Below are 21,392 nucleotides of genomic sequence, written 5' to 3'. Positions count from 1 at the left end.
GTATACGATTGTATACGCAATGAAGCAACCTGTCAACCGTTATTTTCCAATTATGTGAACACCCCTTTTTATCCAATAGGCTATTAATGATGCTGCAACCAGATACTTCAACATAATCTGGCTTGGTTCCGTTACATAGACTGCAAGGCATGCAAGAATACGGCTTCGAGCATGAACATCCGCATTACTCACCAAGGCGGTTGTCTTATACTCAAATATCAACATTAGAATTAAACATAATTGCCATCCAATAAGAAAAAACTGCGATGTTGTCGCAGCTTCTCTTCATGCTATATAAACTGATGTTCATCGATGACCTACTTATGATTAATTTCCTGCAGGATTGATTGGCAAGGTGATGACAAATGCAGTACCTTGACCCGGATTGCTCTCCACCTGAATGTCGCCTCGATGAAGCGAAACAATCTGTTTAACGATGGCAAGCCCCATTCCACTTCCTTCATATTTGCTGCTATGGGAACGATCTGCCTTGAAAAAGCGCTCGAATATACGCTTCTGATCTTCAGGATCAATTCCGATTCCATTATCGGATATTCGAATTATTACATCCGAGAGATTCCGCTTGATGCTTACACCAATAATGCCACCATCTTCGGAAAACTTGATACCATTGCCTATAATATTCATCCAGACCTGGTCCAGTTGATCATGATCCGCTGTTACTTTGATCGGTTCAAGATCCAACTCAAAAGCGATGTTTCGCGCAGTCCACTGCGGCTGCAGTGCCACGATTACACGCCTGATTTGTTCATCCAGACTGCGTGTGACAGATCGCAATGGCTGAGAATCGGACTCAAGCAAACTGAGCTTCAGCAAGCTGTCACTCATTTTGGACATCCGCTTTGCTTCAGCAATAATGATATCCAGATAGCGGCTTCGTTCATGCTCTGCGAGATTGACCTGCTTGAGCGCTTGAGCATAACCAGATATGGAAGTCAGCGGCGACTGAACCTCATGCGATACATTCGTTACAAATTCTCTGCGCATTTGTTCAAGCTGCTGCAGATCATGTGTCATCTCCTCAAAACTTCGAGCCAAGGTTCCAAGCTCTCCCGTCTGCTTGATATTCAGCCTGACATTGAAATCACCTGAGGCCAGACGCTTGGTTGCTATGGTAAGTTTGTTAATCGGTTTTACGACGTATATGGAAGCAATCAAAATCAACAAACTTCCTATGACCAAAGAATATATCAGGAAAGTGGATAACCATTTTACGTTGAAAGAAGTGTAAGGTGATAAAAGCGGCTGTATAAATAACGCTTTTGCCCCCGCTTCCGTCTTTAACGGCAATCCGACAAAACCTGTAGATTCGTTGGACGAATCAGCACGAACAATCTCCCCATTTAGTACGCTCTTTACTTGATCCGATGACACCCGAGCAGAAGCCTGGTCACCCAGTGTTCCATAGGAATGGACCTCAGTATTATCCTCGTCGTAAATGCGGATATGATAGGAGTCGAGCTGCTTCATCCCTCCCACAAATTTGTCTGCTTCATGTAATGGAATAGTTTCATAGATACGCACGATATCCTGTCCGAAACTCAATAATTCTTCCTGGACATTCTCATTCATATTGCCCCTGAATACCAAAAAGGTAATTACGAAAGCGATGATCGTACCCGCGATGACCGAAATTAAAAAGGTGAGTACCACACGGATATACAGAGATCTGATCATTCACTAACCTCAAGCCGATAACCAAGGCCGCGCACCGTTTCAATTCTAAAATCAGTTGAACCGACAAACCTTTCTCTCAAACGTTTAATATGTACGTCTATCGTTCGATCATCTCCAGCGTAATCAATTCCCCAAATTTGATCAATTAACTGCTCGCGCGTATATACTTGTCCTGGTGTACCAGCAAGCTTGTACAGCAATTCGAATTCTTTGAGCGGCAGCGCAAGAGATTCCGTGCCCATAGTGACTTTATAGGTTTGTTTATTCAGGATGAGATTCCCGAGCTGAATCGTTTGTGTAGAGCCAATCCGGTAACGCTTCAGCAGCGCTCTGACTCGAACCGTCAATTCCATGGGGTCAAACGGTTTGGTCAGATAATCATCGGTTCCCAGTTCAAATCCCTTTACTTTCTCCCATGTTTCACCTCGTGCAGTCAGCATAAGCAGGGGAAGATCGGGATTGGCCCTGCGCAGCTCCTTACATAACGTCCATCCATCCATAACCGGCATCATAATGTCTAGCACAACCAGATCCACAGGTGTCGATGCATACACGGCCAAGGCCTCCTTGCCATCTGCAGCTTCTACCGTGGTGAATCCGTCATTTTTCAAAAATAAACAGACAAGTTCGCGAATGTTCGCATCATCGTCAGCAACAAGTATTGTCGGCATGTGCTTCTCCTTTTCCTCCAATGCAATCTAAGTAGTTTCAACCATTATACTATTAATTCACTCTGCTGACTCACTTGTTGAATGTCTAGCTCGAAGCCGTTCATAAGCCTCATTGCCATTGTTTTAAGGAGAAGGGTCGGTGATATTGAGATTGCCCAGTATACGCTGCATGTCAGCTTTATTCTGCTGAAACTGTTTCAACCGATAACCGTTAGCACCGGACGGATGAGGGAATCCCCACAAAATGCTCTTTTCCTGCATCCGTTTCTCATGAAGCAATTGACGAAGCACAGCCTCAACCGACTTACCAAGCGGAATCATTAAAGGTTCATCCAACTGATTCCATTCAGGCAGAAAAGACTCAAGCACAGCTTCATATAGAAAAGGATTGTGGGTAATAGCAGGTTGATGTCCTGTATAATTTTGTTGCTTCACAAAGATGGGATATCGAATCAGGGAAGTGGTATGTAGAATGGTGCACTCTGAATCAAAAAGCTCTTTCACATGAGCTATGCTTAAAAATTCATGCAACCCTATTTCCTGAAGCATCTGAATCAAGTTCGTTCGCATCGTTCCAGCCATTCTGGCGGCAAACTTTGCTTCCTGACAAGCTGTTTCGTAGGTTGCCTGATGCTTCAAGGCTTGGATGGCTGTGCGGCAAGCAATCTCCATCTGCTGCCAACCCGGTGTAATGCCAACAAGCATGACTTTGGCGGAGGAATTGATGTAGTCATTATGGGGAGAATAGTACATCTCAACGTTTCCTGCTGCTCCCAATTTCAGATCATTAATTAACAGATCCGCTTTTGTGTACCTCTGTTTCAGGGGAAGTGACTTCATGAACTCCATCTGACGTTTATGTTGGATAGAATCTATCAGCAAAACGTTTCCTCCTCGCCTTCTAGAAAAAAACCGCCCATGGGCGGTTATGTAATGGTGTCCTTCTATAGTTAGCATGCCCATAACAGGGGAGTTACGCCGGATTCAGCGTATACTTTACACGCATCAAGATATGCTGCTCATAATCGCCAAACTGATTACCAAAGAGGTTCATTCCGCCCTGGTGTCTGGCACTGGGATCAATTCCGATGCGCAGGCGCAATTTGGGTTTGCCCTCCAGTGCCAGATTAGTCAGAGAAATATCGGAGACCTTCTTCATATCCAATGTGGTCCGATCCTGGTCTACTTGCCATGTCTTGAGAATTCCATACTGCGTAGAGCCGTTGTACCACCAATCCGGATTCAGCTTGCCACGTCTGTCGCCCAGATCTCCCGGACTTGTCCACATACCGATCTTAATCCCATTCACCCAAACGGAAATATCAGACGGCCAGTCGTTATTATAATGAGAAACTTCAGAGCACATTTCCATGGACAATTCCAACGATTCAATCGTTGCATCAGAAGGAATATCCATTGGTAGCAAGTATTCCAGGTAGCCCTCACTTAACCAGATAATCTGAGCATTCACATGTTCGGGGTGATAAAAGCTTGCCGGGTCATCCTCTTTGAGAATCACTCCTTCACCGCTTGCCATGCCACACGTGGGTGTCACCTCGCAGTCACTGTAATGTCCGATGGGCATCTGCACCTCATACAGATGCATCTCTGACGTCGTATCAGCCGCCACCTGATTCAAAACTATGTGTATGTCCTTATAATTGAGACTGCACAATTTCATGGCTCCGCGTGATGCCGGAAGCATCTCTGTATGTATTAAGCTCGCGCCTTCAAGCACCTTGATATGATTCGCGACTGTTGATATCGGCAGACTTAGCGCCTCGGCAATTTCAATAATATTTAACTTGTTCACATGTAACAGCTGGAGAATATCAATTCGGGAACGGGTCGACAATGCATGGGTGACACCTACCAGTTTATCCGGGTCATTGAAACTGAGTTGCAACATGTAACCGCTCTCCTTTTGAAAATATAAATTAGCATCATTCTATCGAATAACCAAACTGAACACAATCCACTCTCTTGATTAACCACCCTACTAAGGGATGACCTACTCTGTAACCAAGACGACTTTACGATCATACGTCCTATCGTTCACATGTTTAAGCATAAAATCAGCCAAGTTGGCACGCGACAGCTTGAGTTTCCGAGACTTGTCGGAGTGGATCTCCGCTTCGTGAATATACTTTCCATTATAACTATTCATCGTGAGCATGGGAGGTTGAACGAGTATCCAATTTAGCTTGCTGCTGGTTACGAGGTTGTCCTTGTCCAGGTAATCGCGAAGCAGATTGGTCATGACGTTCGGGATGACATATTTATATAAGAAACCGAGCTTACCGGCCTCTTTGTGAGTACCAATAAACGACACATGAATCAATTTGCCAGCTTCGTTGTTTTCCATCGCCTGGATGATATTTTTCAGAGCATCGATAAGAACGAGATCTCTTTTGAACATGCTCTTCGCACCAAGAACAGAAAAGACTGCGTCAAATTTTTCTATTTTCAGGACATGATCGACATCCGTATACCGGGTTACTTCTCCCTGTACAACCTTTAATTTCGGATCAGAAATGCCGAGTTTGGAAGGATTGCGGACAAAAGCAGTTACGCTATGCCCTTCATCAAGTGCACGCAACAGCAGCTCCTTTCCCGTTCTTCCGGTCGCTCCAAATATGATGATGTTCAATTATCCCACATCCATTCTTCGTTGTTATTTACATGAAACCTTTGTACGAATACGAGCGAATCAACGAAAATTGTTTGGCCAGAAAATGAGGGGCATATGGCATGTCATTGCGAAGCCAGGCCACAATGGTTCCAATCAGTGCCGAAGAGCTGTACCAAATTGCAATTTCCTTATGGATGCCTGCCTGCGCAAAAACACTTTCCATCTCCTGCTTCTCTATTTTCTCTGTAACGAGTCTAGTCAGCAATTTCAACAACCGTTCTGTGAAAATAGGGGTTCGTTTGGAGGCGAGCACGACACGATAGAATTTGGGATGATCTGCAAAATGCTCAAGCACTTTCACCAGAACTGGCCAGGCTTCCTCTGTCTCATTATTATCAAATCGGTGGTATTGATCAACGATCCGTTCAATATGTTCGTTCATCTCGTCCGCCATCTTCTCCATCATATCCGTAATATCACGATAATGAAGATAAAAGGTCACCCGGTTAATAGTCGCACGTTCGGCAATCCGGTTCACCGTTAACTTCTCGATATCCACTTCCTGCAGCAGATCTACGAAGGCATCCCGAATAAGCTGTCTGGTGCGAAGTATTCGCGGATCGGTAGCTGACTTGTTATCGTTTTTCATAACGTATCACTCCTTCAATTTGAGAAAATTACAATTTTAAATAATGAGTCGTTTATTTTTGCAATAAGCTACATAATTAACATTTCTGTAAAATAAGCAACGATTATGCCCAGAAGTGTAAATTGTAATCCGTGGGAATATGTATATAATTCAATAAATACAATGTAAACTATACAACACGTTGTAAATTTAGTCACGTGTAGATTGAAAGGATGGAATGGACTTGCGTCAGGCTCGATTAGATGATGAGAAAAACATCAAAAAAGGTCCCATACTGTTTGTCATGATTCTGGGTGCATTTCTGGCCACATTGAATCAAACCCTAATGAGTGTTGCCACGCCTGAGCTGATGGGTGATTTCAATATCTCCGCTACAACGGCGCAATGGTTAACCACTGGCTACATGCTGGTAAATGGCGTACTTATTCCAATTACTGCGTATTTTATGCAGCGCTTCTCCACAAGGCAGCTCTTTCAGGCTTCCATGTTCATTTTCCTGATCGGTACGATCATATCCGCATTAGCGACCAACTTCGGTACACTGCTAACAGGTCGTATGGTGCAGGCTGCTGGAGCAGGTATTATCATGCCGCTGCTGATGCATGTCATTCTCACATTGTTCTCCCCTGAGAAACGAGGAGCTGCCATGGGGATGGTCGGCTTCGCAGTCATTTTCGCCCCGGCAATCGGGCCTACCCTCGCTGGATACGTGCTCGAAAACTATTCGTGGCAAACGATGTTTTACGGCATGATCCCATTGACGGTCATTGTTATCGGATGTGCATTTGTCTATCTGAAAAATGTATCAGAGCGCATGGACACCAAATTCGATACGCTTAGTGTGACATTATCAACCATTGGTTTTGGTGCACTGCTGTATGGTTTCAGCCGCGCAGGAAGCCTGGGATGGTCCAGTGCGGAAGTGCTCATCTGTCTTGCGGCAGGAATCGTGGCCCTCGCCTTGTTCACTTGGCGTCAGCTCGTTTCTGCATCCCCGCTGCTCGACCTTCGTGCGTTCAAGTATAATATGTTCTCCTTGACCACGATCATTAATATCGCAATTACGATGATCATGTATGCAGACATGATGCTGCTGCCTCTGTATCTTCAAAATGCACGTGGTTACACCGCACTCGAATCCGGATTATTGCTGCTTCCAGGCGCTCTCGTCATGGGATTCCTGATGCCGGTAACCGGACGATTATTCGACCGCTTCGGAGCGAAATGGCTTGCCATCATCGGTATGGTCATTACAATCGTAACGACGATTGGCTTCATCGATCTGACCGATTCGACCAGCTACACATACTTGGTTCTGATGTCCACTGGACGCCGGATTGGTATGGCTCTGCTCATGATGCCAATTCAAACAGCAGGTCTGAACCAGCTGCCACCAAGACTCGGTCCTCATGGTACAGCCATCTCCAATACGGTCAGACAAGTCGCTGGCGCGGTCGGTACTTCATTGCTCGTAAGTGTCATGACCAGTCGTACAACGACACATGTACAGGATATGATCGCGAGTGGTGCTGCGAACGGCTTGTCCCGCGAACAATTGGCGATGGAGTCCATGATTCAGGGAATCAACGATGCTTATGTCGTTATTATCGGCATAGCAGTAGTAGGGCTCGCACTCTCTTTCTTTATCAAACGTACGAAGCAGGCCACTGAAGAAGAAGTGAAAATGCCTGTTAGACAAAAGGTTTCCATGAATTCGAATTAAATTGGGAATGATAGTAACCTAAAAAAAGCGGCAGATCAGGACGAACTTTATGTCCTGTCTGTCGCTTTTTACTTGAATTAACGTTAGCCTAACCTTATTTGAACATCTTCAGCGGTAAATGCGTCAAGGACTGTCCTGGAGCAGAAGTGGACAGATTTCGTTCAAGCTCAAACGTGTCCACAGCTTCTAAACGATCAACTCTCTCTACAAAAGCAGTTAATACAAGAGTGAGCTCCATCCTTGCCAGCGGTGCCCCGAGACAAAAGTGTGGGCCATTGCCAAAAGTGAGATGTTTTTTATTGTTGCGACGGTGAATGTCAATTTCAAACGGGTTTTCGAACATACGCTCGTCCATATTCGCCGCGCTCATCCAGGAGATGACGACATCCCCTTTTTTCAGATCCACACCAAGCAGCTGGTTGTCCTTCTTGACGGTTCGATGTCTTTTCGCATTATGGAATCGGTATCGTAGCATTTCTTCCACAGCAAGCGGAACCAGTTCCGGGTTCTGTCTTAACTGGCTGTATAGATTCCCCTCGTCGTACAAGAAAGAATAAAATGTGCTTGAAACCATATGGCTTGTCGTTTCTATACCAGCACCAAGAAGGAGCATCGTTGTGCGGACGACTTCATCATCCGTGAATTTCTCTCCCTCAACGGCCACATTCAACAAATCGGTAATAATATCTTCACCGGGATTCTCCCGCTTCTTCACTACCAGAGGATACAGAAATTGATAGTATTCCTGAGCAGCAGCCTGTTTCTTTATTTCACTTTCTTGTGCGTTTTCTTGTGTGGTAGGTTGAAAGAGAATATCTACCCAGCTTTTGAACCGGTGGCTGTCCGAGAGTGGGATCCCGAGCAAATCCGCCATAACCATGGCAGGAAGTGGAGCAGCAAGCTTTTCAACGATATCAATCGTCTTATTAAACTCTAGGTCTTCCACCAGCTGCTTCGCAATATTGCGAATTCGGGGTTCCCAGTTTTTGAGACTGCGGGGTGTAAAGGCTGCGGATAACAATGAGCGGCTTTTTTGATGTCTTGGCGGGTCAATGCTTGAAATGTTTAATTTGTCCGGAGGCGTGCCTTCCTTGTTCTTCGCCCCAACAGCTATGGTTGTTCGGGTTCCCTCAGCGGAGAAATATTCATGATTGCTTAGAACCTGTTTAACATCATCATACCTAAATACATTCCAGGTATCGGTATCCTCATGGTAGTGCACTGGGCTTTCGGACAACATTTTTTGATACCATTGGATGGGAAAAAACTCCTCGGATCTGGACTGAAATCCGGTGATATCCTCAACTCGAATCACTTCTTTGTACATGCTGATGCCACCTCCTGGAATATTTTTTGATTGAATGCTAGTAGTAGAGTAAAGGTTCTTGCCTTGGAATTATCGTAAAGGCCACTCCTCCTTCTTCGGTACATGAATTGACAGTTCAGCACCTAGTTAAATTTTATACAATTCGTCTATTTTATGATATAAACCATTTGAACTAAATTAAAAACCCTCTATATTAAGAGGGTTTAAATTATACGATTCGTATATTAAGTAGTTTGATATGTTGTTTACCAGCTATTTTGCAGTCTTGATCATTCCGTTCATTTCAATAAACCACCAGCATGATTGAGCAATCGTTCTTGATTGCACCTGTTCAGATTCGGAATCAAAAGCAGCTTGAAAGGCTGTTAATGTAATCCTCAGCATTGAAAAATTAAGCGTCTCTTCCCGAAACAGGGACCATAGTCCTTGGGTTAATTCCTTGGCCTGGATGGATACGTGCGATTTCTGAATAGATCGGTTGAACTTCTCCAGCTCAGCAAGCAGATGCTGCTTATCCGGTACAGTCTGCTTGAATTCAGGATCGATAACAGCCAGACTCGCTGCATCAATCATATGCTCCTGCTTGTCCACCATGTCTTTCAGCAGAACCTCGGTATAGTTTAGGAGCTTGGGCACGAGTGCTTTCCAGTGAGGCTGATTCAGATGGAAGTTTCTCCAGGTATTCGAGATCTGGTGAACCATGCCGAAACAAAAAATGGCCCCTTCGCAGGCGTACGGCCTTACCTCTTCACCAAATAACTGCACAAGTCGTCCAGCAAGCCAGTTCAACTGGATTCGTGTGAGATTTTCGACATCAAATTCCCCTGAATAAAATCCTGTCCAGAACAACTCAACCACTCGCTGTTTATCCGGGGATATCATCGGCACCACGATCTGTTCTACCAGCAAGTCAAAGTCAGAGTTATGATTTTGTGCCTCGAGTTCCTGACGAATCATCATATCTTCCTGGATACGCTGTTCAAGGATCGCAAGAACACAATCATCCTTGGAATTGAAAAATTTATAAAATGTGCCTTTCGATACACCTGAATGATCAAGGATCATTTGGATGGTTGTATTAGACACGCCATTTTTCTCAAAAAGCATAAGTGCCGTGTCCAATAGCAGTTGTTTCCGTTTATTCATTAGGTAAGGACCTCTCAATCTGCCAACTTCTCCATATCATCCTGCAATTGAATTAGCCGTGTACGGATTGCTTCCATACGACTCTTCACTTCGGCTATTTTATTCAGCAGTTTTAGCTCCATGTCGGTGTCCAGTGATGAGATTGAACTTGAATCATCCTCTAGGGATGTCCTCAGCTGATTCACTTCAGATTCGTATTTGATCTGCTGCCTTTCGGCTTGTTTCAATTCATCCTCCTCTGCACCAATCTGATACTCCAGATAGGATATATCGGACGAGCTAGCTTGGGTTAATCGCTGTGAATAGGTCATGGTTCACCTCCACTTTTCCTTTTTAGAATGCATCCATCGCTTTAGCAAGATCATATGGCTGAATATCAATATCCAGCTCCTGATTCAGAGCCAGCTTCGCTAACTGGCTGCCGATAAAAGGACCCATCGTTAAGCCTGAAGCACCAAGTCCGTTGGCTGTGATCAATCCCTCCCATCCAGGAACATACCCCATTACCGGAAGAAAACCTGGCGTAAACGGCCGGAAACCAACTCTGACCTCCTGAAACGTGCTGTTCGACAAACCAGGTGCGAGTTCCAACCCTTTATTCAAGATTTCCTGCATACCGCCCGGCGTGATTCTGGTATCGTAGCCTTCAATTTCATTTTCATGTGTGGCCCCGATCACGATTTTGTGCTCGCCAAAAGCCAAAAGATATTGATCAGAAGGTGGCATAACCACTGGCCAGCTTCCTGTCTCTTCCTGATCGGATACCTGCAAATGCATAATTTGTGCTTTTTGGTAATGAACCTTAAAGTGAATACCCAGAGGCTTCATGATCGAATTGGCCCATGCACCAGCACATACAATTACTTCATCTGCCAGGAAACGCTCTGTATCCACTGACACTCCTGTTACCCGACCAGAATCAAATAGAAGAGCAGCATCCCCATGAACGAGAACGGCTCCATTCCGCTGCGCGGATCGAATTAGGGCATCTCGCAGGGCACGACCATCTATGCGCGCTGCGCCGCTAATGTATACCGAATGATATTGTTGATCCAACAATGGAAATCGTGCATGCGTTTCCTCTTCGTTAAGCCTTGTAATGTCCCCAACTTCCGGTGCATCTGCTCTTCGAAGATGGGCACGCTCCTCCATCTTGCCGATCTTTTCGATATCCGAATGAATACTCAATGCCCCCACTCGGGCATACCCGGTTTCCGTTTCTCCCTCGCTCTGCAGTTCTTCAATAAGTCCGGGATAAAAGCGTGCACCGGCCTTGGCAAGCTGGTACCAATCCTGATTACGCCGTTGCGACAACCACGGGCAGATGATACCTGCGGCAGCATCCGTAGCTTGTCCGATATCACCACGATCCACGAGGATGACTTCCGCACCCCTTTTTGCTAACTGATAGGCTGTCGAAGCCCCCAGTATTCCTGATCCTACTACGATGACTTTCTTCATGCTTGCATCCCTTTCCTCTATCACTGCTTCCATTATAGCGTATACTGTTTCGCATCCGATTAGCAAGAGTTGCCCATTTCAGTACGGCAAACTAAAAGGTTTTCGCTCTATGATGCCATGTTTCAATCGTGTCGTTTAAAATAATGTTAATTATGTAATATAATTCAAGTTAGGTTTCTTTTAATGCTGTATCCACGCCATTAATTCACAAGATCCTTTAACGAAAAGAGGAATTACACAACGATGCCGAAACCTAGCATGGAGAATCCGCTGGATGCCGATATGCCACTAATGATTACAGGGCAGATCCAGATGAATGCTGATGAATTCAAGCATTGGAGCGACCATTCACGGGATTACACCATTGTACAATGCATCGGAGGAACCGGGCGAATCGCAGCCAAAAATCATGAATTCCTGATCCGTGAAGGAACCGCTCTTATTATGTTCCCTGAAGTTGCCTATCGTTATCACAATCTGAGTGATTCATTATTGTTTGATTGTCTTACGTTTAATGGCTATTTGTTGCCCCGCTTTCTGCATACCTTGCAGATCGGGGAGCTGCGCGCCTTCAAGCCGGATGGAATGCTTCATATCCTGCTGCATGAAATAACGCTGGCGCTGCAGTCCCGGCACAAGGATCAGATCTGGCACGTATCCGCATTGCTCTACATGCTTCTGGTCAGATTGACGATCGAAGGAGATCGTTATGGTGCTTATGAACGCTCCGATGCACGCCTAAAGCTTGGCGGACTCGTTACTTTTATCAAACAGAATTATCATGAGGATATCTCGCTTTCCATGCTGGCCCAGCAGATGAACGTCACCGAACAGCACTTAAACCGGATATTCAAGAAGGAATTTCAAATGACTCCGCTTGAGTACCTGACACGTTATCGTCTGCTGAAAGCCAAGGAAATGCTCATCCAGAATGATGCCATTACCGCTCATGATATTGCCAAAGCAGTCGGTTTCAACAGTGCCAGTTACTTTGGTTCCGTATTCAAGAAATACGAAGGAATCTCTCCAATTGAGTTACGCAAACAGTACCTGGGTTAGAGAATGTCCACATCGATCTCAGCCAGCGAGGATAACCGCAGATCATGCAGCTGGAACTCCAGATCGCGGGTTACCTCGTTCGGCACAATGACGCAGCGAATCCCCGCAGCCTTGGCTGCTTTTAGCCCATTAGGCGAATCTTCGAAAACAACCGCTTCGGAAGCCTCAATTCCCAGACTGTGCAGAGCCAGAAGATATAATTCCGGATCTGGCTTGACCCGCTTGACATCCTCAGCCGTGTGAATGACGGCAAATTGTTCGAATATACCCAGCTTGTGCAGATAACCATGCACCCAATCGCGTGTGGAGCTCGAAGCAACGGCAAGCTGAATCCCTTTCTCTCGGGCTGACTGAAGTAATTCGTGCACTCCTGGCAGGATGGTTGCCTGTCCCAGGTAGGATGTATATTTTTGTTCCGATAACAGCTTGATTTGATCATGATCAATCGATTTTTGCAGTGCCTGTTCCAAGTACAGAAACGGATGAAACTCTTCGAAATCCGTTCCCACATTTTTGGACCAGAGATCCAGTCCCAGTTCAATTCCATGCTCCTGGTAAATATCCCGGAAGGCATAATACCAGGGCGTCTCCGTGTCCAGGATCAGTCCGTCAAAATCCAATATAAAGGCTTTTATCATTAACCTCTTCTCCCTCCATTAATCGGCAGGGGAAATGGCTTAGAAGCGTGCAGTCAAGTCAGGGCTTGTAACTTCCAACGACAAAAAGCGGCAGGTACAACCTGTTCCCGTTGGTGACTGTGCAACCACGCCAGCCTGAATCTCCCCCTGAAGCGGCATGCCGAAGTAGCGAATTAGTTTCCACTCTTCCCCATCAGGTGAATAAAAAAATGAAATGCAGCCCTCCACCTTGCGAATGCGCAGATATGGATCAGATACGGGAACTTCAACCGAATTGCAGTCATCAGAAGAACCGTCCCGGGTAACCACCGACACAATGGTAGCCGCTTTTCCATCATACTCAAAACAAAGCTTGCACCAGTTGCGTTCATCTGCCATGATCATCAGACATCCGGAGTCATACTGATGTTTCATGTTCACGGTTAATTGAGTGGTAAGTTCAAAATCATCCGGAACTGGTATCGCCAGAAATGGTGCGGATGCACGGACGTTAATGCCCGCAGGGTCTTGGAAAAAGTCTGTATCTGCCTGAGCCTCCACAATAAGTACCCCCTCTTCTGTGAAAGACCAGTTTTCAGGTTCATTCATCCAGTTCATTTGGCTTCGCTTTTCTGTTGTGAATACGTTAGACATCTCGTAACCTCCCAAGTTTGTTTTCTGTATTACATATTCTTCCGATATACAGAAAACCCCTTCTCCTACATATTTTTGTAAGTTTCGATCACTTGGGTATGTTTCTGTGGATCAGGCAGGAATAACATAATGACCATCAGGATAACGTACAGTACAAGAATGACGCTGAACAAAAGTACGGGATGATGATGATATAGCAGCCCTGTCAGGTAACCAGATGGAATGGCAGTCAGTGTCATAACCGTCTGTACGGCAGAGAACATATCGGCTTTTTCATGTGTGCCCAGTCTGTTCATGAGCAGGGAATCCCGATACGTCTGCAAAATAAAATTACCAGCTGCAAGCACAATCAGGGTCAGGAACAGCATCGCTATGTTTCCAACAGGTATCAACAGAAACAGCACGGCTCCGATTGTACTTAATATGATGGAAAACCCTACATACTTCTCCTCTGATCGTTGTTTCAGGCGTGGAATGATGACCAGATACAGCAGCATGACTGTTAATGCCGTCACTACCGGGATAAACGAAATCACACGATCATCAAACTTGAGCTGTTCCTTAAAGAAGATGACTTGAAAAAAATTCAGCTGCAGAATCAGATTGGAAAGCACAGTAATCAATATGATCGGAAAAAGTCTTCGTTTATAAAACGATCTGCCGAACAGTCGCAAACTTGAAGCAAGACTGTGCAGCACCCTCGTTTGACTATGCATGCCCATCAGCTCTTTTCCAACCTCGGTTTCATCGGTATACCGGTTGCGAATGAAGAACATCGCGGTCATCAGAATTCCTCCGACGAAATAGATGCTGGCCAGCGTTGGCACAATACCAAAATCGGCAATAACTACGCCGGCAATCGGCGTTAATACCCCCGCTGCCGTGATAATCATGTTTAGAATGCCGAACACTCTGGATCGCTTATGTTCCTCGACATCCTCAATGATCAGACAGTTGAAGGATACCGTCACGAATTTTGAAGTGGCATTCAGAAGATAAGCAATTAGAAACAGCCAGAAATTATGAGAAAACGCCCAGATGAACATCGGAATACTCCACGCAACCAGATCAAAGATCAGCGTCGTCCGTTTCCGGCCCAGCTTGTTCGTAATTGAACCGGCAAACAATTGAAATATAAAGGCAAAATATAGATTCACCGAATTGATCAAACCGATTTCGATGTCCGAAAGTCCGGCTTCCTTCATATATAAAGGAGCATAAAACAGGACAATCGTGCCCGGGATGGCCCATACCGGTTCAAGTAAAATGGAATACCGCGGGTTTCTCGGCAAATCCTGAAGCAGCTTCACTCCATATCCCCCTCTTTCTGCGGACCTTGCCGCTGCGGATGGTTATGCATCGCAGCGGCAATCCCGAGACTTCTATACTCCTATAAAATGAGAGCTGTTTTGACCGAATTCATCGGCAGGGGTTCACCAGTACGCAGATGATACCCCACTGTACCGTTGAATGCCTCCTCGTAATCAGACAGCAGCTCCTTGGCTGTCACCATGCGCTCCAGTTCCGGAATGCTTTGCGCGAATTTCAATGCCGTACTAATCATCGAATGTACGGCTACGGCGCCAATAATGCTGATTCCATCATTAATAACATCCGTTGATTTGAATGTCACCTTATAGCTGTCGTCATAGCCCATGGGAATGATTCTTCCCCCTTTGGCAATCATCTCAAATCCAACATGAAGCTGATTCCCTACCGCATCGACTACGATGTCGAACTTTTTGTTGTTATTGATTTTATATACATTATCGAGAGTCAGTTCCTGAGGATAGAACACATGATCAGCAATGCCTGAAGCAAACTCTTTGCGGTACGGATCTACTTCGGTGCCAACGGTGAGCCGTGCCAATCGTTTGCTTACGAGCTGACACAGGGAACCAATGGCGCCTGAACCCAGAACGAGCACCGAATCACTTGGCTTAACCCCTGCTTTCATAAACGTTTGCAGCACACAACCAAGCGGCTCAATCATCATCGCTGTCTCCCAGCTCATAGAATCCGGAATTGGGTAGATATATTTCTCATCTCCCACGTAATATTCCGCAAATGTACCGTGCGTGGTCATGCCTACCTGATAGTCATCGAAGTTTTCGCAATAGATGAACAATCCTTCGCGGCAGTAGGAGCAGGTTCCACAGGATTGAGTGGGATCAATCAGAACGCGGTCCCCTACCTTAAATCCACGGACTTCAGGGCCCACCTCCACAACCGTACCCACGCCTTCATGGCCGATAATCGTTCCCTTGTTTGCCGGGACTTTGCCTTTGACAATGTTCAGATCCGTGCCGCAGATGCCTGAACCATAAATTTTGACTTTAACCTGGTTCGGTTTCTGGATGCTTGGTTGTTCAACATCAAGTAACGCTACCTGTTTATGATCTTGATATACGAGTGCTTTCATGGATGATTCCTCCTAGTCGATTCCCTGTAGGGATGAAGTTATAAACGTTTTCGAACACGTTATCGAGCAAGATGCTCCTGTTTACGCAGCTCTTTCCAGTCCGAAAGGGTCTGCAAGAGTGCTTCTTCCACCCATAGCAATTCTTCCCGAGTATGGGCATCCGAGAAAATAAAGTATCCTTTAGTGAAAATGCCGAAGTGTGCCATTTTCTTTACGATAAACTCACGGAAGGGATCCGATTGGAAGTTATCCTCCGTAATCGAGTGAATGTAGAAGCTTGCATAGGTACCCTTCAAGGCCAATTGGTCCGTCAGCCCAAGAAGCACAAGTTCTGCCTCGATCAGATCCATGATTCGGATGGTGGCATCCCTCCAGCTTGGCCATACCTTTGCAGCTTGCATCAATCGTTCACATGCGATGGCTGCTGCAAGTGCAGTGGTCTCACTGGAATGCGCATTGCTGAATCTGACTTGTCCTGCCAAAGACATCAAATGCTCGGGTCCCATCACGGCAGCGAGGGGCAGTCCGTTCGCCATTCCTTTGGAGATACAGAGCAGATCCGGCCAGATGTCATACTCTCCTGCTGTGGCCTGCTTGCCCATACGAATGCCCGAAGTGACTTCATCAAAAATCACAATGATATCCAATGATCGGCAAAGGGAAACGACTTGCTCCAGCTGTTCACGCTTCCATTCATTGGGACAGAGCACAATGCATGCGATGTCTTCGGGTGACGCTGTGATCTGAGCTTCAATTCGCTCTGGTGAAGGCTTGTCCACCCAGATCGTTGTACGTTCAATATCTACTGGTATACCGCGCTCTTTCGTTTCCCGACCATAATAACCATAGGCTGACCAGTCATGCCACCCGTGATAGGCTGTTGCAATCACTTTGCTTTTGCCGCTTCCTGCCCTAGCCAGACGTACGGCTCCACTGACAGCATCCGCACCGCTCTTCGTGAACCGCAGTGAAGGGTATCGCCCTCCAAACCGCTGGAGGATCAAGTCAGCACATTCCAGTTCAATGTCAGCCGGAATGGAATAGCTTGTCCCTTTTTTCAACTGATGAATGACGGTTAATTGAACTTCATGCCGCGCATGCCCCCAAGGAGCGGTACCCATGGCCATCTCGCAATCCAGCCATTCATTCCCATCAATATCGATAAAGCGGGAATTCCGTGCTTCCGCACAACACACGGGCGTGTAGCCTGGAAACAACCGTTCAGGCGCTTTGGCAAGTGTACTGCATCCGCTCGGAATAACCTTTTCTACGTGCGCAAGCCACTCCAGATTCCGGGTAAACCTTACGGCACGGTCCAGCGTGCTCTCTTTTGATTTCACCTATAGTCCCTCCCTGTATACTAGGTTTAATGGTTAACGAACCTTGGTTCCAGGCCAGCAGCCATCATAGATTCGATCCATCGTAATGACATTGCCATACAAATCGATAATCAGATCCTTGGCCCGGTGCGCATGTCTCATCTCGATCCAGTACCGGTTTTCCAGCAAACGGGCGAAATTGTCTACCAAAAACAGCAACCGGTTCTCACTATGAATCAGTTCCTTGCCCAGTACCTGCGGCAGCCAAATGGCCCCGTTTGAATTGAAGCGGTTGGAATAATCACGTACCTCTGTAATAGGTGCAATCTCAGCTTCCTCAAGCTTGGTCCAGAACGTATCGGCATCACTACGTACTTCAGCGAGATCAATGCCGACGATCGGCAGATGTTGGTGCTCGGGTTGGTTACCCAGCTGTTCTTTCAAGTGACTGAACACAAACGGCCAAACATCGGCCTCGATCTCACTCCCCCACTTTTTCCAGAAGCGGGCCAAATTATTTTTCCGGTTGAAATTCCGATGAATGCCGCTGCTGCGCTCCCAGTGATAAGCGCGAATGTTCGGGTTAATGACCGTATCATATCCGGCTGCACGTGCACGCATCTGGTAATCAAAATCTTCATATCCATTGAAGAATTTCTCATCCAGGGTACCGATCGTCTCGTAGACTTCCCGCTTCATGCCGAACATGGCGAATACAACCAGCTGCACCGAGAATGTCTCTTTCGGAATATCTTCAGGGGATGCATTCAGGAAAAGGTGCCTGCCGATGGTGTCTGCAAAAGCAATACCACAGTGCTGCACGCCCCCGGTTTGCGGATACAGCAGCACACCGCCAATCATGCCGATGGTAATATCGCTATCCAGCGTCTCTCTCATCATGGACTGCCAATCCGGCTGTAAAATCGTATCGGAATCCAGGAAGAAAATATAATCTCCCTCAGCTCGCCGCAGTGCACTATTAATGGATACCGCGCAACCGAGTGGAAAATCATGCTGCAGAATTTCAATCGTTACCCCTTCACGAACTTCCTGCTTCAGCTTCTCCAGATGCTGAAAGACTGCCGAGCCGGAACCATCGTTGATGAAGATAATCTGTGTGGACGGGCTAACCGTCCGAAGCAGTGAATCGGTGAACAGGTTCAGAATGTTATAGTCCTGGTTAACTGGCACAATAATTGTGTAAAGCATGGGATCCCTCCTATTGAATGTGATGGAAAGCGATCAAGCTGTTAACTCTGGAAAATATGTCCGGATACCAGCCTCCTTGTTCCGAATTTGCTGTCTTAATTTGGTAAATGTTTGGGTCTACTAGAAATTTATATCATTTATTGTAATTATGAAATCTCAAATTCTGAACTCTATTAATATTTGAATATGAACAAACATAAAAACACCTCTGGAGTGATTCCGCACTGCCTGTGCGGTTGATCTCCAGAGGTACTTTTCAGATGTGTATAAGCAGATTAGTTTCTGCCGTAATACAGCTTGCGATTGGTGATATCCACCAGGTACAGAATGTCGACACCATTGGCATTACGCTCAACACTGAGCCTCTCAATCGGCTTGCCTGGAGCAATCGACGTTTGAGTCCATCCGCCATTGCCGTCAGGAACCGCCATATATGCACGGTCGGTGCCGCTATATTTTGTATAATAGACCCGAACATTCGACCCCGTCCACGTAATATCAATTCCCGCTCTTGTTGCCGTGGCATTATATACGGTCTGCTGCGTCCATCCACCTGCATCATAAGAAGCATATTTCACGGAGAAGTTCGTGCTTCCTTCCTCACGGTACCGGTAGACAATCTTCGGATTGCCTGCTGAGTCTACAGCCAGCTTCGCGCTCTGGATCCCTGGACCGCCTGGATCGCCACCATCCTTGACATAGGCCTCAGTTGGTGCAAACGGCTGGACGATATCCACATTACTAAGCGAAACCGGTGAAGCTATGACACTGCCATCTGCTTTATAGAAGGTACCAGTTGAAGGTCTGTATTTCACGTAAGACAAATCATGACGGAGTGCGCTCGAAACAAAAGTAGACCATTCAAACAGGATGTGTAAGTCGCCATGCGCATCGAAAACCAGATCATTGGGATAGAATGAACGACCCGCATTCGCACCGACGATCGCCACTTGGCTCCAGCTGGACTGGGCATTGTTCCAGCGATACAAAATTCCAGGACGATATCCAGTCGTGTCATCGCTTGATCGAATCAAAAGATAGACATCACCATTTGGTGCCGTTGTCAACACGGGATATGTCCCCTTAAACGTAGAGAAGGCAGGCATATCGGAAGAATGGTTTTGCGGGGCGCCTCCTACGGTATCCGACCTGAAGTAACGCCAGCTATCGTTGTGCATGGAGGCAAAGACATGAAATCGACCGCTGCCGTCGCGGGCTATGGAAGGTTGGTTGTGCCCAATGTCATCGCTGTACTGGGCAACGGTACTGCCATTCATCACCGGAATGTTGGACCACGCTCCCGATCCATCCCGTCTTGCGATATTTACCGTATGTGTGTTCTCTGAGCCTCCCGGTCCGTTGTAAGCCAAGTAAGCATACTCATTTCCCGTGCCATAGGTCTCAAGCGGCGTCCACCATCCCGCCTGATTGCTAGAATCCATGGCATAAGGTACCTCCGTGAGTGCTGCTGCGGCCATACCGGTACTCGTTGGCAGTACAGATATGAGCAATGCTGCAGCGGCGCCTATCTTCCAGAACCTGCTTTTTCCCAAGATCATTCGCCTCCTTCATGATTGGTGTAACACGAATTCGTAGAGAAAGGATCCCCGGCCGGGAATAATTAAAGCGCTTACAGTTTACTGGGTGCTTGTTAGCGCCATCATCATGGTAACATGAGTTTTCCGTTGTACGTCATATACAAAATCATGTTTTTGATAGAACAAAATCTTGATATTTAAACCTTAAGATATGCTGGAATAGAACATTTCAACTATTGCTGTTTTGCTAAACGTTTTCGAAATATTCCATCACCAAAAAGACCGAATGGGTTACCATTCAGTCTCCTTGGCTCCGAGGTTTGTGACAAATTGGCGCAATGCATGAGATACCCATTTTCGGGTGTGAATGACTAACTGGATTTCGAGTCTGAATTCGCCATGCTCCAGTGGCAATACGGTGAGTTCCTCCCGCCGGATCTCATCGAGGGCGATCATTTGAGGCAAAAGCGAGATACCCGATCCTGCCATAATGCTTCGTTTAATCGCCTCAGGGCTTCCGAGTTCCAGACCTACTTTGTAAGGAATACCGTTCGCCCTGAGTACTCTCTCCAGGAGTTGTCTATAGTTGCAGGTATCCTCGGGCATAATCCATTCTTCGTCAGCCAGATCGCTCAGTTCAATTTTCTGCTTCTTCGCAAGGGGATGATCTGTGTTAACGATGAGCACCAGCGGCTCTTCCCGGATGGTGATCCACTGCAAGCCTGATTCGGATGAAGCATTCGCGAGAATAAGTCCTACATCGGCTTCTCCCTCTTTTACTTTCTGCAAAATCATGTCTTCCCGATCGGTCTGCAGCCGAATACCCAGTTCAGGATACTGCTTGCGCGTCGTCTGAATCGGGGCAGGAAGAAAATAGGAAGCCAGCGAATCCATCGTTGCGATGGTAAGCGAACCTCCGCCCTGTTTGGTCAGCTTTTCCTGCGAATGTTCATATATCTCCAGGAGTTGTCCGGAGAGCTTGAACAATTCTTCCCCTGCTGAAGTAAGTCGGATTTTATTGTTATTGTAACGTTCGAATAATTTGACCTGATAGATTTTTTCCAGCTTTTGAATCTGTGTCGTTACACTCGATTGTGCGTAGCCAAGCTCTTCTGCCGCCTTGGTGAAACTTTGCCGCACGGCCACTTCACGAAAGGTTTGAAAATAATTTAAATCCATGTTCCTGTACCTTCCTTATCAAAATAATCGATAACACCCATCATCTATTATAGTTAACTATGATGCCAATTCCCATGGTAAAGTGAAT

The 21,392-nt window shown here is 46.3% G+C and carries 20 protein-coding genes; 2 read left to right on the top strand and 18 right to left on the bottom strand.

What is annotated here, in order from left to right:
* Window positions 1-327: 327 nt before the first annotated feature.
* The 6 genes from AC3RCI_RS13355 to AC3RCI_RS13330 form a co-directional block, all read right to left on the bottom strand.
* A complete protein-coding gene (locus AC3RCI_RS13355) occupies window positions 328-1,698 on the bottom strand; it encodes a sensor histidine kinase (protein WP_492529430.1) in 1,371 nt (456 codons plus the stop codon).
* Window positions 1,695-2,369 carry a response regulator transcription factor gene (locus AC3RCI_RS13350; RefSeq protein ID WP_336779928.1) on the bottom strand — a complete coding sequence of 225 codons (675 nt, stop codon included), beginning with the start codon at window positions 2,367-2,369 and terminating at the stop codon, window positions 1,695-1,697. Before AC3RCI_RS13350 ends, AC3RCI_RS13355 begins: the two co-directional genes overlap by 4 nt.
* A gap of 123 nt (window positions 2,370-2,492) precedes the next feature.
* Window positions 2,493-3,251: a hypothetical protein gene (locus AC3RCI_RS13345; protein WP_336779927.1), complete on the bottom strand. Its 759-nt coding sequence runs from the start codon at window positions 3,249-3,251 to the stop codon at window positions 2,493-2,495.
* Between the two features lie 91 nt (window positions 3,252-3,342).
* Complete coding sequence (locus AC3RCI_RS13340; protein WP_492529428.1) at window positions 3,343-4,278, bottom strand: ArsR/SmtB family transcription factor; 936 nt, start codon at window positions 4,276-4,278, stop codon at window positions 3,343-3,345.
* 102 nt (window positions 4,279-4,380) lie between these two features.
* Complete coding sequence (locus AC3RCI_RS13335; protein ID WP_492529426.1) at window positions 4,381-5,019, bottom strand: NAD(P)-dependent oxidoreductase; 639 nt, start codon at window positions 5,017-5,019, stop codon at window positions 4,381-4,383.
* A gap of 28 nt (window positions 5,020-5,047) precedes the next feature.
* The gene (locus AC3RCI_RS13330; protein ID WP_154893310.1) at window positions 5,048-5,650 is read right to left on the bottom strand and encodes a TetR/AcrR family transcriptional regulator C-terminal domain-containing protein; all 603 of its coding nucleotides are present in this window, start codon (window positions 5,648-5,650) and stop codon (window positions 5,048-5,050) included.
* A gap of 283 nt (window positions 5,651-5,933) precedes the next feature.
* Here AC3RCI_RS13330 and AC3RCI_RS13325 point away from each other — a divergent pair, with 283 nt between their 5' ends.
* The gene (locus tag AC3RCI_RS13325; protein ID WP_336780238.1) at window positions 5,934-7,373 is read left to right on the top strand and encodes a DHA2 family efflux MFS transporter permease subunit; all 1,440 of its coding nucleotides are present in this window, start codon (window positions 5,934-5,936) and stop codon (window positions 7,371-7,373) included.
* 94 nt (window positions 7,374-7,467) lie between these two features.
* Here the strand turns inward: AC3RCI_RS13325 and AC3RCI_RS13320 are convergent, their stop codons facing one another.
* The 4 genes from AC3RCI_RS13320 to AC3RCI_RS13305 all read right to left on the bottom strand — a co-directional run bounded on the left by AC3RCI_RS13320 (window position 7,468) and on the right by AC3RCI_RS13305 (window position 11,307).
* On the bottom strand, window positions 7,468-8,700 hold the full coding sequence (locus tag AC3RCI_RS13320) for a cytochrome P450 (protein ID WP_492529424.1): 1,233 nt from the start codon (window positions 8,698-8,700) through the stop codon (window positions 7,468-7,470).
* Between the two features lie 252 nt (window positions 8,701-8,952).
* Complete coding sequence (locus tag AC3RCI_RS13315; protein WP_492473768.1) at window positions 8,953-9,846, bottom strand: TetR/AcrR family transcriptional regulator; 894 nt, start codon at window positions 9,844-9,846, stop codon at window positions 8,953-8,955.
* Between the two features lie 14 nt (window positions 9,847-9,860).
* Window positions 9,861-10,157, bottom strand: coding sequence for a hypothetical protein (locus AC3RCI_RS13310; protein WP_492529422.1), 297 nt, complete (start codon window positions 10,155-10,157; stop codon window positions 9,861-9,863).
* A 22-nt stretch (window positions 10,158-10,179) separates the two neighbouring features.
* On the bottom strand, window positions 10,180-11,307 hold the full coding sequence (locus tag AC3RCI_RS13305; RefSeq protein ID WP_492529420.1) for an NAD(P)/FAD-dependent oxidoreductase: 1,128 nt from the start codon (window positions 11,305-11,307) through the stop codon (window positions 10,180-10,182).
* Between the two features lie 243 nt (window positions 11,308-11,550).
* Here AC3RCI_RS13305 and AC3RCI_RS13300 point away from each other — a divergent pair, with 243 nt between their 5' ends.
* Window positions 11,551-12,366 carry an AraC family transcriptional regulator gene (locus tag AC3RCI_RS13300; protein WP_336779920.1) on the top strand — a complete coding sequence of 272 codons (816 nt, stop codon included), beginning with the start codon at window positions 11,551-11,553 and terminating at the stop codon, window positions 12,364-12,366.
* Here the strand turns inward: AC3RCI_RS13300 and AC3RCI_RS13295 are convergent.
* The 8 genes from AC3RCI_RS13295 to AC3RCI_RS13260 all read right to left on the bottom strand — a co-directional run bounded on the left by AC3RCI_RS13295 (window position 12,363) and on the right by AC3RCI_RS13260 (window position 21,304).
* Window positions 12,363-13,004 carry an HAD family hydrolase gene (locus AC3RCI_RS13295; RefSeq protein WP_127535919.1) on the bottom strand — a complete coding sequence of 214 codons (642 nt, stop codon included), beginning with the start codon at window positions 13,002-13,004 and terminating at the stop codon, window positions 12,363-12,365. The genes AC3RCI_RS13300 and AC3RCI_RS13295 overlap by 4 nt on opposite strands.
* Window positions 13,005-13,043: 39 nt before the next feature.
* Window positions 13,044-13,637, bottom strand: coding sequence for a DUF1349 domain-containing protein (locus AC3RCI_RS13290; protein ID WP_492473773.1), 594 nt, complete (start codon window positions 13,635-13,637; stop codon window positions 13,044-13,046).
* Between the two features lie 65 nt (window positions 13,638-13,702).
* Window positions 13,703-14,947, bottom strand: coding sequence for an MFS transporter (locus tag AC3RCI_RS13285; protein ID WP_492473774.1), 1,245 nt, complete (start codon window positions 14,945-14,947; stop codon window positions 13,703-13,705).
* A gap of 80 nt (window positions 14,948-15,027) precedes the next feature.
* On the bottom strand, window positions 15,028-16,059 hold the full coding sequence (locus tag AC3RCI_RS13280) for a zinc-dependent alcohol dehydrogenase (RefSeq protein WP_127535922.1): 1,032 nt from the start codon (window positions 16,057-16,059) through the stop codon (window positions 15,028-15,030).
* 59 nt (window positions 16,060-16,118) lie between these two features.
* Window positions 16,119-17,399, bottom strand: coding sequence for an aminotransferase class III-fold pyridoxal phosphate-dependent enzyme (locus tag AC3RCI_RS13275; protein WP_336779915.1), 1,281 nt, complete (start codon window positions 17,397-17,399; stop codon window positions 16,119-16,121).
* A 33-nt stretch (window positions 17,400-17,432) separates the two neighbouring features.
* Window positions 17,433-18,587 (bottom strand): glycosyltransferase family 2 protein, encoded by a 1,155-nt coding sequence (locus tag AC3RCI_RS13270; RefSeq protein WP_336779914.1) that lies wholly within the window; start codon window positions 18,585-18,587, stop codon window positions 17,433-17,435.
* Between the two features lie 275 nt (window positions 18,588-18,862).
* Window positions 18,863-20,140 (bottom strand): BNR-4 repeat-containing protein, encoded by a 1,278-nt coding sequence (locus tag AC3RCI_RS13265; protein ID WP_492529418.1) that lies wholly within the window; start codon window positions 20,138-20,140, stop codon window positions 18,863-18,865.
* Between the two features lie 276 nt (window positions 20,141-20,416).
* Window positions 20,417-21,304 carry a LysR family transcriptional regulator gene (locus AC3RCI_RS13260; protein WP_336779912.1) on the bottom strand — a complete coding sequence of 296 codons (888 nt, stop codon included), beginning with the start codon at window positions 21,302-21,304 and terminating at the stop codon, window positions 20,417-20,419.
* Window positions 21,305-21,392: the final 88 nt, after the last annotated feature.

It is taken from the genome of Paenibacillus sp. MT124, assembly GCF_058792755.1.
The sequence above is the reverse complement of the archived record's forward strand: the minus strand, read 5'-3'. Positions and strand labels throughout refer to the sequence as shown.

Coding starts and splice junctions, on each gene's coding strand:
- AC3RCI_RS13355 (WP_492529430.1), bottom strand. CDS start 1,698: ATGATCAGATCTCTGTATATCCGTGTGGTACTCACCTTTTTAATTTCG.
- AC3RCI_RS13350 (WP_336779928.1), bottom strand. CDS start 2,369: ATGCCGACAATACTTGTTGCTGACGATGATGCGAACATTCGCGAACTT.
- AC3RCI_RS13340 (WP_492529428.1), bottom strand. CDS start 4,278: ATGTTGCAACTCAGTTTCAATGACCCGGATAAACTGGTAGGTGTCACC.
- AC3RCI_RS13330 (WP_154893310.1), bottom strand. CDS start 5,650: ATGAAAAACGATAACAAGTCAGCTACCGATCCGCGAATACTTCGCACC.
- AC3RCI_RS13325 (WP_336780238.1), top strand. CDS start 5,934: ATGATTCTGGGTGCATTTCTGGCCACATTGAATCAAACCCTAATGAGT.
- AC3RCI_RS13320 (WP_492529424.1), bottom strand. CDS start 8,700: ATGTACAAAGAAGTGATTCGAGTTGAGGATATCACCGGATTTCAGTCC.
- AC3RCI_RS13315 (WP_492473768.1), bottom strand. CDS start 9,846: ATGAATAAACGGAAACAACTGCTATTGGACACGGCACTTATGCTTTTT.
- AC3RCI_RS13310 (WP_492529422.1), bottom strand. CDS start 10,157: ATGACCTATTCACAGCGATTAACCCAAGCTAGCTCGTCCGATATATCC.
- AC3RCI_RS13305 (WP_492529420.1), bottom strand. CDS start 11,307: ATGAAGAAAGTCATCGTAGTAGGATCAGGAATACTGGGGGCTTCGACA.
- AC3RCI_RS13300 (WP_336779920.1), top strand. CDS start 11,551: ATGCCGAAACCTAGCATGGAGAATCCGCTGGATGCCGATATGCCACTA.
- AC3RCI_RS13295 (WP_127535919.1), bottom strand. CDS start 13,004: ATGATAAAAGCCTTTATATTGGATTTTGACGGACTGATCCTGGACACG.
- AC3RCI_RS13290 (WP_492473773.1), bottom strand. CDS start 13,637: ATGTCTAACGTATTCACAACAGAAAAGCGAAGCCAAATGAACTGGATG.
- AC3RCI_RS13280 (WP_127535922.1), bottom strand. CDS start 16,059: ATGAAAGCACTCGTATATCAAGATCATAAACAGGTAGCGTTACTTGAT.
- AC3RCI_RS13270 (WP_336779914.1), bottom strand. CDS start 18,587: ATGCTTTACACAATTATTGTGCCAGTTAACCAGGACTATAACATTCTG.
- AC3RCI_RS13260 (WP_336779912.1), bottom strand. CDS start 21,304: ATGGATTTAAATTATTTTCAAACCTTTCGTGAAGTGGCCGTGCGGCAA.